Genomic DNA, 14,176 nt, shown 5'->3' on the forward strand with positions numbered 1-14,176 from the left:
GCTCCCTGTTATTTCGCGGCCGATGCAGCGGAGGCAGCCTGCGCCATCGCTGCACCGCTGGCCGCCGGCGCTCCTTGAGCAGCGGCCTCGGAGGCCGGCATTGGCGCGGGGACCGTCTTGACCGTCATGCCCGGACGTACTTTGTCAGTGCCGAGCACGATCACACGGTCACCCGGGTTCAGGCCGCTTTCGACCACCCAGTTCGACCCGTAGGTCGACGAAGTGACAAGCTGGCGCACCTCGACCTTGTTTTGCGCGTCGACCACGAGCGCGGTCGGCTGGCCCTTCGGATCGTGCGTAATGCCCGATTGCGGCACGACGATTGCCTTGTCGTTGACGCCTTCGTCGATGCGCGCACGCACGAACATGCCCGGCAGCAACACGCGGTCCTTGTTCTGGAAAATCGCCCGGATCGTGACCGAACCGGTGCCCTGGTCGACCGTCACGTCGGTGAACTGCAGCTTGCCCTGCTCCGAATAGGTACGGCCGTCTTCGAGGATCAGCGTGACCTTCGCCGCGTCCGGGCCGTTCGTCTTCAGACGCCCTTCCTGTACCTGGCGGCGCAGCTTGAGCCCATCGAGGCTCGATTGGGTCAGGTCCACATAGACCGGATCGAGTTGCTGGACCGTCGACATCAGCGTCGCCGCGCTCGCCTGCACATACGCGCCCGGCGTGACCTGGGAAATGCCGACCTGGCCGGTCACCGGCGACGTCACGTCGGTGTAGCCGAGATTGATCTGCGCCGTATCGACCGCTGCCTTGCCAGAAGCCACGTCTGCCGCGGCCTGTCCTTGCGCTGCGACAGCGTTGTCGTAATCCTGCTTGCTGACCGCGTTGGCCGCCACCAGCACCTTGTAGCGGTTTGCCTGCGCGGTGGTCGTGGCGAGATTCGCCTGAGCCTTGGCAAGCGTTGCCTTGGCGCTGTTCAGCGTCGCGATATAAGGCGCCGGATCGATCTTGTACAGACGCTGGCCGGCCTTGACCTGGCTGCCTTCGGTAAATTCGCGGCGCAGCACGATGCCGTCGACCCGCGCACGCACCTGCGCCACCAGGAACGCGTTGGTACGGCCCGGCAATTCGGTGGTGACCGGCACAGCAGTCGGCTGGACCGTGACGATGGCAACCTCGGGGGTTTGTTGCGGCGGGGCCGATTGTTTGGGTCCGCACGCTGCCAGCAATACGGCAGCCGTCGCGGCACTGATTAAGCGGAATGGAACCCGTTCGACGCGCATGGAGCGACCTCTGTCAATGACTGGGAATGAAAAAGTGCGCGCATCCCTACCCCGGGGGGACAACAGCGCACACATGCGTCTTGCGACGCTTGACCGGAAACCCACCGATGCAAACCGAACCTGCAGGGGCAGCCTGAGCGAAACGCGATGCCGGGGAAATGCCGCACGAGCCGCCCGTCCGGGCACGGCGCGATACCGTTTTGAAAGGCAACAGTGACGGATATTAACCGGTCACCCCGGCTTGGGCTATCCGATCGTGGGATGCTATTATATATACATTCACGAATGCATGTAAAAGTGCGTTTACATCCCTTACGGGCGGGGACCCGCAAGATCGCTTCGTAAATCGCTTAACCGTAGATAGATTGTCATCGGGCGTACTTAAAAACGCTCGGGAAAACCCCACAATCGAGATAGATCACACCAATATGGTCAGAAGAACCAAAGAAGAGGCGCAGGAGACGCGCAACAGCATTCTCGACGCAGCCGAACGGGTGTTCTTCGAGAAGGGCGTATCGCGCACGTCGCTCGCCGACATCGCGCAGGCGGCCGGCGTCACGCGCGGCGCGATCTACTGGCATTTCGCGCATAAGAGCGACCTGTTCACCGAGATGTTCGACCGCGTGCTGCTGCCGCTAGACGAACTCAAAGCCGCCTCGCAAGACCCCAACGAGCCCGATCCGCTCGGGCGCCTGATGGAAATCTGCATTGTCTGCCTGCGCGACACCGCCAACGATCCGCGCCGCCGGCGCGTGTTCGACATCCTGTTTCTGAAGTGCGAGTTCGTCGAAGAGATGGGCCCGGTGATGGTCCGCTATCAGACCAACATGCGCGAAGGGCTCGTTAAGATCGAAGGCGGCCTGCGCAACGCAATCTCCAAAGGGCAAATGCCGGCCGATCTCGACACGAAGCTGGCGGCGGCGATGGTGCATGCGTTCGTCAGCGGTTCGCTGCGCGACATGCTGTTCCTGCCGGATGCAACCGATTTCGGCACGCACGCAGAACAGATGGTCGAAGGGATGGTCGATGCGTTGCGGTTGAGCCCGGCGCTGCGCAAGGGCCATGCGGCGTCACCGCTGCGTTAGCGCTTCAAGCCGCAGCCTGGCTGGCACGCGCTTTCTGGTTCGACGCGTAGATGCTGCCGCGTTCGAGCGGCACCCCGTCCTTCACTGCCGCAATCCATTGCGCGGTACTCGCCACCGGCGCGAAGCGCGACTGCAGCACGACGCTGAATACCCGATGAATGTCCTGCGCGCTCGCAAAGCCCGCACTGTTTTCGTACGGGACCGTGCCCGCCGCGTCATGCAGGAATTCGACCGCAAGTCCCGAGTGCAATGCGTGATTGATCGTCGAGGCGTCGCAGTTGTGCGTCATGTAGCCCACTACCGTCAGCGTGTCGATCTGTTGCGCGGCGAGCCAGTCGGCCAGATCGGTCTCGGTGAAGGCGCTCGGCAGCGACTTCTCCATATAGTGATCGCGTGCGCGCGAGCCCACCACCGGATGCAGTTCCGCGCCCGCGCTGCCGCGCGCGAACAGCGGCGAGGTGGCCGGCGCGAAGTTTTGCACGACCACCACCGGCACGCCCGCGGCGCGCGCCGCATCCATCGCGCGGCCGATGTTGGCAAGCGAGGTTTGCACATCCGGGTATTCGATCGGCAGATCGCCCGTCACGTATTCGTTCTGCACGTCGATGACGATCAGCGCGCGGCGTGGTGTGGTCATGGCAAGACTCCTGTCAGATACGGCTCGCGCTGCGTGGCCCGGGATGGGCGCTTCGGAAGCAGCGGCGATGACTGCATTGTTCGCTTGCGACCGCTTTCCCGACAGTGACCCGAATGACAAGATTCGCTAGAATCGGGCCATCATTGAATTTCATGGGGCGGCAGATGACGACACCGATCTCTTCTTCAGCCGAGGCGGCCGCCGCGCCTCGCCATATCGTCGCGGTCGTCGCGTTCGACCACATCAGCCCGTTCCATCTTTCGGTGCCCTGCGTCGTCTTCGGCGAGGACCGCAGCGGCGGCGACGTGCCCGTGTTCGACTTTCGCGTCTGCGCCGCCGAGGCGGGCGCGCTGAGCACCACCGCCGGCTTCTCGATTGCCGTCACGCACGGGCTCGAAGCGCTCGCCGACGCACAGACGATCATCGTGCCGAGCTGGCGCGATCCCGACGAAGCGCCGCCCGCGGCCCTGCTCGACGCATTGCGCGCCGCACATGCACGCGGCGCGTGGCTGGTCGGCCTGTGTCTGGGCGCGTTCGTGCTGGCCGCCGCCGGCATCCTCGACGACCGGCCGGCGACCACCCACTGGGCCTGGGCCGACGATTTCGCGCGCCGCTATCCGCGCGTGCGCCTCGACCCCGACGTGCTCTACGTCGACGACGGCAACGTGCTGACGTCGGCGGGCACCGCCGCCGGCCTCGACTGCTGTCTGCACGTGCTGCGCAAGATGTGCGGCGCGCAGGCGGCGAACTATGTGGCGCGCCGTCTGGTGGTATCGCCGCATCGGCAGGGTGGCCAGGCGCAATACATCCAGCAGCCGGTGCCGCCGAATGTACGCGGCGACCGGCTATCAGGCCTGCTCGATTGGGTCTGCACGAATCTGGACGCGCCCCACACGCTCGACACGCTCGCCGAGCGCGCATTGATGAGCCGCCGCACCTTCACGCGACGCTTCCGGCTCGCCACCGGCACGACCGTCGGTGCGTGGCTGCTGTCACAACGGCTCGCCCGCGCGCAGCAATTGCTGGAGAGCACCGACGAGTCGGTCGAAGCGATTGCGGGAATTGCGGGCTTTGGCTCGACGGCCTCGTTACGGCAGCATTTCGCGGACGCGTTCCGCACTTCGCCTTCCGCATGGCGGCGGGAGTTTCGCGGCGTGTGAGGGAGTCTGAGGGCGTCTGAGGACATGCGAAAGCGGATGAGAGCGCACGGCGCTCCGCGCAGCCAACACCGTTTCGTAGTGAATCACCGAGATTTCGTAGTCGCGCCGACGCGACAGCAACGCGCCGGCGAGTCGAGCTGTGCCGTCAGTGCTCGCTGACCCAGCGCGCCACATACAACAGCAGCGCGACCAGAAAAATCATCGCCGCCCACGCCCAGTTCGGCACCGCGTGCGGACTGGGCTGGCGATGCGAAACACCGTGCGAGACGCCGTGCGACGCACTCGCGGCGCGTCCGGTCAGCGTATGGCCAGGATCGGGCGGGCGCGGGCGCCGCGCGATGCCGCTGAGATTGATCGGCCGTAAAAAGACATGCTGACGGCGCGCCGAAGAACCGCGCGCGCGGTTCGGCCCTTGCCCATGTTTGGCCCTGACGACAGCGCCGAATTCGGTGAAAAAGTCATCGGCAAGCTGATGCAGCGCGTTTTCGAGTTGGCGCGTGGGCAGTTCGGCGAGCGGCCCGGACGACGTCGCCCAGATCGTGTAATCGATCCGCGTGCCGCGCTCCCTGCCGATGCCGTGTGCGGCATCTTCCGCGCGCAACCTCACTTCGATCTGTCCGCGCAGCGAACCGATGCCTTCGGCGCGTGCTTTGAAGTTGATGGTGCGGCGCTGGGCATCCGCCGGTCCGGAATCCTGGCCGGCGACATGGGCGCGCGCTTCATAACGCGCGCGCAAAGGCCCGAGCGGCACGGTCATTGTCAGCGCATATTCGCCGTGGCCGAGCCGCGTGAACGACTCGCAGTTGTCGAGGCTGGCACGCAACAAAGCAAGGTCCTGCAACGCGCCCCAGACGTCGGTCGGCGCGAGCGGAATCCTTAACGCGTCGTTCAGTTCCATGACAACCTCCCCGATGAACGCGCGACAGCGGGATCAGGACGTCTGATCGATGCGGTCGACGCGCGATGCGTAAAACGCGAGATACCCTTTGATCTGTTGCACCGCTTCGAGCGGCGTCTCATAGCTCCACACGGCGTTTTCAATCCGGCCGTCTTCGGTGCGCAAATGGAAGTACGATGCATCGCCCTTGAACGGGCAATGCGAGGTATGCGTGGACCGTTCGAGCCGTGCCATGTTCACGTCGGCGCGCGGAAAATAGAACACGTCCGGCAGACCGGTTTCGGCGAGCGTCAAGCCCGCTTGCGTGTCGGCCACCGTGACGCCGCCGTGAATCACGCGGACCCGGTGGCGGTTGCCGGTAATGACGATGGCGTGCGCGCCCGAGCCTGCACCGGCGCCCTGGCCGGGATTTCCGTGAGGTGTCAAGGCATCGCTCATGTCTCGGCTCCGTGATGGTGGACGGTCATGTAAACAAAAAAGCCACGGGGCGCACCCGTGGCTTCATTATCGGCCAAACTCCGCCGATTGCGCAGTCCTCCTGCACGTCGCGAGGCGGATCCGCCCGACGAAAAATCAGGGAGGCCAGGCGATTACTGGGTATTCCAGTAGAACCCGGCCCGGGCGCTGCCCTTGGCCGGGACTGTCACCGCCCTGGTCTGATCGCGATCCTTGTATTGCGCGTGAACGGTGTAGCGGCCCGGGCGCAGCTTGACCAGCATGTAAGGCCCTCGCGACGTGGTGCTCAGCACCTCGCCGTCGTGCGCATCGACCACCCGCACGTGGACGTCGGCGAGAAAGTCGGAGCCGGGACCCGTAAACTGCAACGACAGCGGCCACTGGCTTTGCGCCTGCTGCAGCGCCTTCGATTCGTCGAGACCGACGCCGCCCGACACGAACGATACGTCGCCCTGCTGCTGAATTTGCGGCAGGCCGCCGCCGTTGGCGTTGCCGGCGCTGGTTTCGTCCGTGGTCGTGCCGCCCACCACCTCGCTCGCCTGCTGCGCATAGGCGCCACCCGCCAGACCGAGCGTGAGCGCCGCGCATACCGCAGCGGCTACGACCCTGTGCTGAATGCGTTGGTTTTTCATCGGTTCGCTCCTTTTTAAGGTTCTTGCCGTCCCGTGCCCTCGGCGGGCCCTGATAGATGCAGACGCAACCTGCGTGCCAGAAAACCGGTTGCCTCTCGCGGAAACCACTGCTCCGCCGCGCCGCGCCGGGCTCAGCGCGATTCTCAATGGCGCCTGAAGCGGTAAAAGAAAGCCGGTCTGCCAGCAGTAAGTGCAACAGACCGGCAAGCGTTACTTCAAACCCTGGCTGAGGCGGCCGGGGAATCAGCCAGGACCCCAAGCCAAAACCCAGGCCAATAGTCAGGCAAAATCAGCCCAGGTCGACCGGCACGAAAATCTGCGCATTGTCGCGCTGGATCAGCAACGCGATGCTGTTACCGGCGCCGGCGATCATCTGCTTCAACTGATCGACGCTCGTCACCGGCCGGCCGTTGACCGCCAGAATCACGTCGCCCGGCTGAATGCCGGCACTTTCAGCCGCACCGCCCGATTGCTGCACCAGCAAACCGTGCGACACCGACGCGCCGCTCTTCTCTTCCGGCGTCAGCGGCCGCACCGCCACGCCGAGACGGCCCTGCAACTGCGTCGGCTGATCGGCCTTGTCCGAGGCCACCTTTACATCAGACATCGAACCGATGGTCACCTTCAGATCCTTGGTGGCCTTGTCGCGCCATACCTGCACGGTCGCCGAGCTGCCCGGCGCGAGACCGGCGACCTGCGACGGCAGATCCGACGAATCGCCGACCGGCTCGCCATTCACCGACAGGATCACGTCGCCCGGCTGCAAACCGCCCTTGGCGGCCGGGCCGCCCGGATCGACCGAGCTGACGAGCGCGCCTTGCGGCTTCTGCATCCCGAACGAATCGGCCAGCGTCTGGTTCATGCCCTGCACCGCGACGCCGAGACGTCCGCGGCTCACGTGGCCGGTCTTGACGATATCGTCCTTGACCTTGATCGCTTCATTGATCGGGATCGCGAACGAAAGCCCCTGGAAACCGCCGGTCTGCGAGTAGATCATCGAGTTGATGCCGATCACTTCGCCTTGCAGATTGAACAGCGGGCCACCCGAGTTGCCCGGATTGACCGGCACGTCGGTCTGGATGAACGGCGTGTAATTTTCGTTAGGCAACGAGCGCGACTTCGCGCTGATGATGCCCGAGGTCACGGTGTTGTCGAAACCGTAAGGCGAGCCGATCGCGACCACCCACTGGCCGACCTTGCTTTGACGCGGGTCGCCGATCTTCACGGTGGGCAGGTTGCTCGCGTCGATCTTCAATACGGCGACGTCCGACTGCTTGTCGGCGCCGACCACCTTGGCGCGGAATTCGCGCTTGTCGGTCAGCTTCACGGTCACGACGTTCGCGCCGTCCACCACGTGCGCGTTGGTGAGGATATAGCCGTCATTGCTGACGATGAACCCCGAGCCCAGGCTCGCGCTCGGCTGGTCCGGCGCATCGCCGCCGTCGCCGCCTTGCATGCCCGGCATGCCGCCGAAGAAGTGCTTGTAGAACTGGTAGAACGGGTCGCTCGGATCGATCGGCAACTGATTGCCGCCGCCGTTGCCGTTGCCGCCGCCGTTGCCACGCAAAGCGGCCTGCTTGACTACGTGCTTCGCGCTGATGTTGACGACCGCCGGGCCGTAGGTTTCGACCAACCCGGAGAAATCAGGAATGCCGGTTTTCGCGGCGGCTTCGGCGGGCATCATCGCGGCTTGCGCCGGCGTGATGACCTGCGGCGCGGGGACGTCGCGATGTCCGGCCACATAACCGGCGGACAGCGCAACGGCGACAGCAACGGCAACCGCGCCGCGGGACAAGGTTTTCGCGTTCATCGTGTACTCCTGACTGGGAGAAAGAGGCTTCTGAATGTCTCGAAGCGTACGTGGGATCGCTTAAAAGAGTCTTAAGCAGCGCCGGATCGCTTTAAGCCGGTTTTTAAGGCTGTTTTAAGTCGCTTTCCCTACAGGAAGCTGTGCGTTCAGAAGCGGATGGTGACCTGCAATCCGCCCGCCGGCGATTCGTCGAGCGTCACCTGCGCATGATGCTGGGTGGCGATGCGGCGCACGATCGCGAGGCCGAGGCCGCTGCCCGCCACGTCGGTGCGCGCGCGGTTCGCGCCTGCGCCGGCGCGATAGAAGCGATTGAACACGCGATCGCGCTCGGACGGCTCGATGCCCGGCCCGCTGTCGGCGATCCGCGCCACCGGGTGGCCGTCTTCCACATGCAGGGCGACGTCGACGCGGCCGCCGTGCGGCGTGTACTTGGTTGCGTTGTCCACCAGGTTGTTAAACATCACGCGCAGCGCTTCAGCGTCGCCGGTCACCGTGGCCGCTTCGCTCGCCTCGATGCCGAGATCGACGCCGCGATTCTGCGCAAGCGGCGCGTAGGCCACGACGCACTCCTGCAGCAGCGCGCGCAGATCGATCGTGTCGCTGACGGTGAGACCGTCCGGCTCCGAACGCGCGAGCGCCAGCAACTGTTCGGCAAGACGCGTCGCGCGCGTGACACCGGCTTGCAGATCGGTGAGCGCTTCGCTGCGCGCGGTGTCGTCTTTCGCGCGCGCCACCAGTTGCGATTGAATCTGCACGGCGGCGAGCGGTGTGCGCAATTCGTGCGCGGCATCGGCGACGAACGCTTTCTGAATGTCGAGTGCGGTGGCGAGCCGCTGGAGCAGGCCGTTCAAGGCCCGCACGAGCGGCTGCACTTCGAGCGGCAAACCCCGATCGGGCAGCGGGTCCAGCGCTTCGGGGTGACGCGCGTCGAGCGCGCTGGTCACGCGCCGCAACGGCCTGAGTCCGCGCCCGACGATCATCCACACCGCGAGGCCCATCAGCGGCAACAGCACGATCAACGGCCACAAGGTACGCAGCGCGACATTCGCCGCCAGCCGGTTGCGCACGGAAACCGGCTGCGCCAGTTGCACGACGTTATCGCCGACGATCGCGCCGTACACGCGCCAATCGCCACGTTCGGTATGCTCGGTGGAAAAGCCGAGTTCGGCGCGCGGCGCGAGCGGCGCACGCGGACGCGAGTAGTACATCAGTACGCCGTTGCGATTCCAGATTTGCAGCACGATACCTTCGTCGCCGGTATCGCGCGAACCGAGCACTTGCGAGAACGGTTCCGACGGCAGCGCCGCGGCGATCTGCTCCAACTGGTAATCGAACAGTTCGTTGGCTTCGGCAAGCGCCTGCCGGTAAATCAGCCAACCCGCGATGCCGACGCCGAGCAACACCAGCGCCAGCAGCCAGAACAACAATTGACGGCGAATCGAACTCATCGGCTCAGGCGTCCTTCGCGATCATATAGCCGAGACCGCGCACGTTGCGAATCAGATCCGCGCCGAGTTTCTTGCGCAGCGCGTGAATGTAGACCTCGACGGTATTGCTGCCGATTTCCTCACCCCAGCCGTATATTTTTTCTTCGAGCTGGCTCTTCGAGAGCACGGCGCCCGGCCGCGCGATCAACGCTTCGAGCAACGCGAATTCACGTGCCGACAATGCGACCGGCGCGCCGTCGAGCGTGACCTGGTGCGACGCGGGATCGAGCGTCAGGTTGCCGTGGCGGATAGTCGAATCGCTGCGGCCCGATTGCCGGCGAATCAACGCGCGCATGCGAGCGCCGAGTTCGTCGAGATCGAAAGGTTTGACGAGATAATCATCGGCGCCGGCGTCGAGTCCCTTGACGCGATCGGCGACCGCGTCGCGCGCGGTGACGATCAGCACCGGCAGCGAGTGGCCGCGCGCGCGCAGCGTGCGCAGCACGTCGAGCCCGTCGCGTTTGGGCAGGCCGAGATCGAGCAGCACCAGATCGTAAGGTTCACCGGCCACCGCGCTTAGCGCCGCTTCGCCGTCTTCCACCCAGTCGACCGCGAAGCCTTCGCCGCGCAGCGCCTTGCGCACCCCCTCGGCGATCATCCGGTCGTCTTCGACTAGCAATATGCGCATGGCAGTACGGTCCTGAATCGTTTGATGATGCCGCATTCTAGCGCCCGGCCCTGACGTGCGCGTCGCGCGACGTTTTTCACCGCAGCGCAGCGGCATGTCTCTACAATGGGCGCTTTGCGTCGCGCAGCTGGATTCGTGGGCTCGCTCCGCTGCGTATGCGGGATGCGTAAATGCGCCGCCGCGTTCGCACGATCGATCGATGCCACACTCGCGAGCGCACGACGAAACCACTGCCCGGACAGGTCACGCGATGCATCAGCGCACTTTCAATTGCCGCGTGCCCTACGCCCCGAAATCCGGCTTTTTCGCCCGTTCCTTTTTCGCCCCTCCAGCCCGTCCATGAAGCACGCTTTCCTGACTTCTCTTGCACGCCATGTAGCGCCGCGCCCGCTCCGCTGTTCCACTGCCGATCTCACGCCCCGCCGCTTCGTGCCGCGCACGGCGGCGTTGCTACTCGCCTGCGCCGCACTCGCCTGCGGCACGGCGCTGCCGCTGTCCGCGCAGGCTCGCGTCAAGGCAAAGCATCCGAGCGTCAACGTCAGCACGGTCTTGCCGCAGCCCGTGATGGCCGGCTTGCAGCGCGCGCGCGTGCCCTTGTCGTCGATCAGCGTGGTGGTCGAAAAGGTCGGCGACCGCACGCCGATCGTCGCGCTGAACGCCGGCAAGCCGATGATGCCCGCCTCGACGATGAAGCTCGTCACCACCTACTCCGGCCTGTCGATACTCGGTCCGGACTATCGCTGGCGCACGAGCGCCTACTCTGACGGCACGCTCGACGGCAACGGCGTGCTGCACGGCAATCTGTACATTCAAGGCACGGGCGATCCGAAGCTCGTGCCCGAAGAACTGATCGATCTCGTGCAGAAGATCCACAAGGCGGGCATCACCGGCATTGACGGCGCGCTGGTGCTCGACAAACGCTACTTCGACACCTCGACGCGCGACCTGCCGCCCTTCGACGACGATGCCACCGCGCCGTACAACGTCGGCCCCGATCCGCTGCTATATGCGTTCAAGTCGCTGTCGTTCACGCTGACGCCGTCGACTGACGGCAGCGTCGCCATCGACGTGCTGCCCGCGCTCGCGCAGTTGCAGATCGACAATCAGATGCGCGCGGTCAACGGCCCGTGCCGCGGCGACGCGGCTGCCGTCTCGCCGAGCGTCACGCCGCAGCCGGACGGCAAGGTGGTGGCATCGTTCACCGGCGACTACCCGGTGCGCTGCGGCCCGCGCACGATCAACGTTGCCGTGCTCGATCACTCCACGTTCTTCGCGGGCGGCTTCCTCGCGTTATGGCAGCAAACCGGCGGCACCTTCAGCGGCGCGACCCACGAAGGCCCGGTGCCCGCCGGCGCGCGCCTGATCGCTACGCACCAGGGGCCGATGCTGTCCGACATCGTTCGCGACATCAACAAGTTCAGCAACAACACGATGGCGCGCAACCTGTACCTGACGATCGGCGCGACGGAAGAAAAGCCGCCCGCCACGCCGACCAAATCGGCGCGCGCGATCGAGGCATTTCTGAGCCGCGACGCCATCAACATGGAGTACCTGACGCTCGACAACGGCTCGGGCCTCTCGCGCGACGAGCACATTACCGCGCTCGCGCTTGCCGATCTGCTGCAGCGGGCCAATGCGAGCCCGGTGGCGCAGGTGTTCGTCGAGTCGCTGCCGATTGCGGGCGTCGACGGCACCATGCGCAACCGCCTGGCCAACCAGGGCGCGGGCGGCAACGCGCACATCAAGACCGGTACGCTGCGCGACGTGCGGGCGATCGCGGGCTATGTCGCGTCGGCGGACGGCAACAGCTATGTCGTGGTCAGCCTGATCAACGACCCGCATTCGGAAGCCGCGCGCGCCGCGCACGACGCGCTGCTCGAATGGGTGTACCAGGGACCGGCTCAGGGCTTCACCAAGGTTGCCGACGCCGTCGAGGAACCGCGCGGCAAGCCCAGGAAAAACCCGCACAAGCGCGGAGCCCATTGAGGATTCCTTCTAGCGAAGCCGCGCGCGGCAACGCGTCCAAACGTGTACGCTGTCGGGCAGTGTTTGAGGCGCGCGGAAAACGCAATGCGTGGCGCGCGAACGGTGCGCCGGTTACGGTCTCCCAAGGGGACGCGCGGCCCCATCAAACGATAACGACAACGTTCGCCGCGGCAAGCGCAGCGTTCAGGGACCACGGAGGAAGACACGATGCAATTCGATGCCGAATTGCTGCTGCTCGCCATGGCGCCAGTCTTTCTCGCATGCATCGGCTGGGAGGCGTGGCACCTGCGGCGCACGCGCCCGGGCGCGCAACTCTATAGCTGGCGCGACACGCTCTGCAACGCCGCGCTCGCCCTGATGCAGCAAGCCGCCGACAAACTCGCGTGGCTCGCGATCATCCCTGTCTACGCGTTTTTCTACGATCACTACCGCGTCTATACGTGGCAGGCGAGCTGGATCTCGTTCGTCGTGCTGTTCGTCGCTCAGGATCTGCTCTATTACGGGTTTCACCGTTGCAGCCACCGGGTGCGCTGGCTGTGGGCCGCGCATGTCGTGCATCACTCGTCGATGGCCGCCGATTTCGCGAGCGTGCGCGGCTGGCGCAATAAATTGCGTGCGCTGTTTGCGCCGCCCGCCTGGGCTGCCGGCTATCACGCGCGCCGCGCCGCCGGGTCAGGGGTATCGGGCGGCGCGGCCAGCGTGAATGAAAACAACAATGCGGCCGCGTGTCGAACATCGCGCAGACCGTAGAAGATTCTGTAAGCTGTCGCCACGCCGCCGACGCGGCGGGCGCTGCCTGCAACACATGGCGCAAGGGCCAAAACATACGAGGAGATGTAGTCAACATGAAACAAACAACATCGAAGAAGCGTCATTTCACGCGCGTCACGCAGGTCGCCATGGCCAGCGCGGCGTTTGCCCTGCTCGCGGCTTGCGGCGGCAGCGACAACAGTTCCAGCAGCAGTAGCACGCCGGCAGGCGGCGTCAAATTGCAGGTTGTGTCGTTCGGCGACAGCTTGTCGGACGTCGGCACGTATGCGCCGGTGATTCAGGCGAGCTTCGGCGGCGGCCGCTTCACGACCAATCCGGGCGAAGTGTGGACGCAGAAGGTTGCCGAATACTACGGCGACACGTTGACGGCCGCGTACGTGGGCGGCTTCGGTAAACCGCTGGTCGCGACGGGCGGGTATGGCTACGCGCAAGGCGGCTCGGACGTCGTCAACGTCCAAGGCGAAGGTTGGGCACCGAACAGCATGGCGGCTACGACGGTACCGGTGGTGACCCAGGTGGCAAACTACCTGAGCGCACATACGAGCTTCAACTCGAACCAGCTCGTGCTGGTGAACGGCGGCGCGAACGACATCTTCCAGTTCTCGACCACCGCTAATCTGACGGCGCTCGGTGCCGCGCTACAGACGCAATACCCGCTGCTCGTGCAGGCCGGCAAACTGCCGAACTCGCAGGCAGGCCAGGTAGAGTTCATCGCCGGCTACCTGCAGCAGCTGGCCAACCCCCAGATCGCGACGGCCGCCACGCAGCTCGCCGCGCAAATCCAGGCCATCGTCAACTCGGGTGCGATCCACGTGGTGGTGTCGACGGTGCCGGACATCGGCAATACGCCGCAAGGCGTCGCAGCCAACGCGGCCTCGCCTGGCGCGGCTCAACTGTTGACGGGGATTACCGCGGCGTATAACGCTCTGCTGGTCCAGAACCTGACGACCCTCGGCCTGGTGGGTACAGGCAAGGTCATCGTGGTCGACGCGTTCACGTGGATTGATCAGCAGTTGCCGAACTATCAGGCGCTCGGCTTCACGGTGTCCAACACCGGCACGGCGTGTAACCTGGCGTCGATGGAGGCCAACGCAACCGCGTACGCCACCGCCAATCCGAGCGCAACGAACGGACTGACCCCGGCCCAGTACGGCGCCCAGTTCGGCTCGTCGCTGTTCTGCTCACCGCAGACCTACACGGTGGCCGGCGCTGACCAGACCTACATGTTCGCGGACTTGGTCCACCCGAGCTCGCACTTGCACGCCTTGTTCGCACAGTTCGTCGAGCAAAAGATCGCGGCGACGGGTTTGGGCAAGTAATGAAGTGAAGCGGCGGATCCGGGTGATCTGCCGCCGTTACCTTTGTGGTGGTGAAAGGCCCGGCTGGGCGAGAAA

13 protein-coding genes are annotated in these 14,176 nt (G+C 65.1%); 5 read left to right on the top strand and 8 right to left on the bottom strand.

Annotation, left to right across the window (positions count from 1 at the left end; translation table 11 throughout):
• Positions 1–8: 8 nt before the first annotated feature.
• A complete protein-coding gene (locus SB772_RS15290) occupies positions 9–1,232 on the bottom strand; it encodes an efflux RND transporter periplasmic adaptor subunit (protein WP_410834083.1) in 1,224 nt (407 codons plus the stop codon).
• Positions 1,233–1,660: 428 nt separating this feature from the next.
• Here SB772_RS15290 and SB772_RS15295 point away from each other — a divergent pair, with 428 nt between their 5' ends.
• Positions 1,661–2,317 carry a TetR family transcriptional regulator gene (locus SB772_RS15295; protein WP_410834084.1) on the top strand — a complete coding sequence of 219 codons (657 nt, stop codon included), beginning with the start codon at positions 1,661–1,663 and terminating at the stop codon, positions 2,315–2,317.
• A gap of 4 nt (positions 2,318–2,321) precedes the next feature.
• On the opposite strand, the gene SB772_RS15300 is transcribed toward SB772_RS15295, so the two are convergent.
• A complete protein-coding gene (locus SB772_RS15300; RefSeq protein WP_410834085.1) occupies positions 2,322–2,954 on the bottom strand; it encodes a cysteine hydrolase family protein in 633 nt (210 codons plus the stop codon).
• Between the two features lie 164 nt (positions 2,955–3,118).
• Here SB772_RS15300 and SB772_RS15305 point away from each other — a divergent pair, with 164 nt between their 5' ends.
• Positions 3,119–4,114, top strand: coding sequence for a helix-turn-helix domain-containing protein (locus SB772_RS15305; RefSeq protein ID WP_410834086.1), 996 nt, complete (start codon positions 3,119–3,121; stop codon positions 4,112–4,114).
• A gap of 145 nt (positions 4,115–4,259) precedes the next feature.
• On the opposite strand, the gene SB772_RS15310 is transcribed toward SB772_RS15305, so the two are convergent.
• The 6 genes from SB772_RS15310 to SB772_RS15335 form a co-directional block, all read right to left on the bottom strand.
• Positions 4,260–5,012 carry a CoxG family protein gene (locus tag SB772_RS15310; protein WP_410834087.1) on the bottom strand — a complete coding sequence of 251 codons (753 nt, stop codon included), beginning with the start codon at positions 5,010–5,012 and terminating at the stop codon, positions 4,260–4,262.
• A 33-nt stretch (positions 5,013–5,045) separates the two neighbouring features.
• Positions 5,046–5,450 (bottom strand): DUF427 domain-containing protein, encoded by a 405-nt coding sequence (locus SB772_RS15315; protein WP_410834088.1) that lies wholly within the window; start codon positions 5,448–5,450, stop codon positions 5,046–5,048.
• A 152-nt stretch (positions 5,451–5,602) separates the two neighbouring features.
• Positions 5,603–6,100, bottom strand: a complete 498-nt coding sequence (locus SB772_RS15320) for a carboxypeptidase regulatory-like domain-containing protein (protein WP_410834089.1) — start codon at positions 6,098–6,100, stop codon at positions 5,603–5,605.
• A 289-nt stretch (positions 6,101–6,389) separates the two neighbouring features.
• Positions 6,390–7,910 (bottom strand): DegQ family serine endoprotease, encoded by a 1,521-nt coding sequence (locus SB772_RS15325; protein WP_410834090.1) that lies wholly within the window; start codon positions 7,908–7,910, stop codon positions 6,390–6,392.
• A 146-nt stretch (positions 7,911–8,056) separates the two neighbouring features.
• Complete coding sequence (locus SB772_RS15330; RefSeq protein ID WP_410834091.1) at positions 8,057–9,358, bottom strand: ATP-binding protein; 1,302 nt, start codon at positions 9,356–9,358, stop codon at positions 8,057–8,059.
• 4 nt (positions 9,359–9,362) lie between these two features.
• Positions 9,363–10,025 carry a response regulator gene (locus SB772_RS15335; protein WP_410834092.1) on the bottom strand — a complete coding sequence of 221 codons (663 nt, stop codon included), beginning with the start codon at positions 10,023–10,025 and terminating at the stop codon, positions 9,363–9,365.
• Positions 10,026–10,364: 339 nt separating this feature from the next.
• Here SB772_RS15335 and dacB point away from each other — a divergent pair, with 339 nt between their 5' ends.
• From dacB to SB772_RS15350, 3 genes are all read left to right on the top strand, one after another.
• Entirely contained in the window at positions 10,365–12,011 is a 1,647-nt protein-coding gene (gene dacB / locus SB772_RS15340; RefSeq protein ID WP_410834093.1) for a D-alanyl-D-alanine carboxypeptidase/D-alanyl-D-alanine-endopeptidase, read from the top strand.
• A gap of 207 nt (positions 12,012–12,218) precedes the next feature.
• Positions 12,219–12,761 (top strand): sterol desaturase family protein, encoded by a 543-nt coding sequence (locus SB772_RS15345; protein WP_410834094.1) that lies wholly within the window; start codon positions 12,219–12,221, stop codon positions 12,759–12,761.
• Positions 12,762–12,856: 95 nt separating this feature from the next.
• On the top strand, positions 12,857–14,101 hold the full coding sequence (locus tag SB772_RS15350) for an SGNH/GDSL hydrolase family protein (protein WP_410834095.1): 1,245 nt from the start codon (positions 12,857–12,859) through the stop codon (positions 14,099–14,101).
• Positions 14,102–14,176 lie beyond the last annotated feature (75 nt).

This window comes from Paraburkholderia sp. SIMBA_030, assembly GCF_046535245.1.
Lineage (GTDB): Bacteria > Pseudomonadota > Gammaproteobacteria > Burkholderiales > Burkholderiaceae > Paraburkholderia.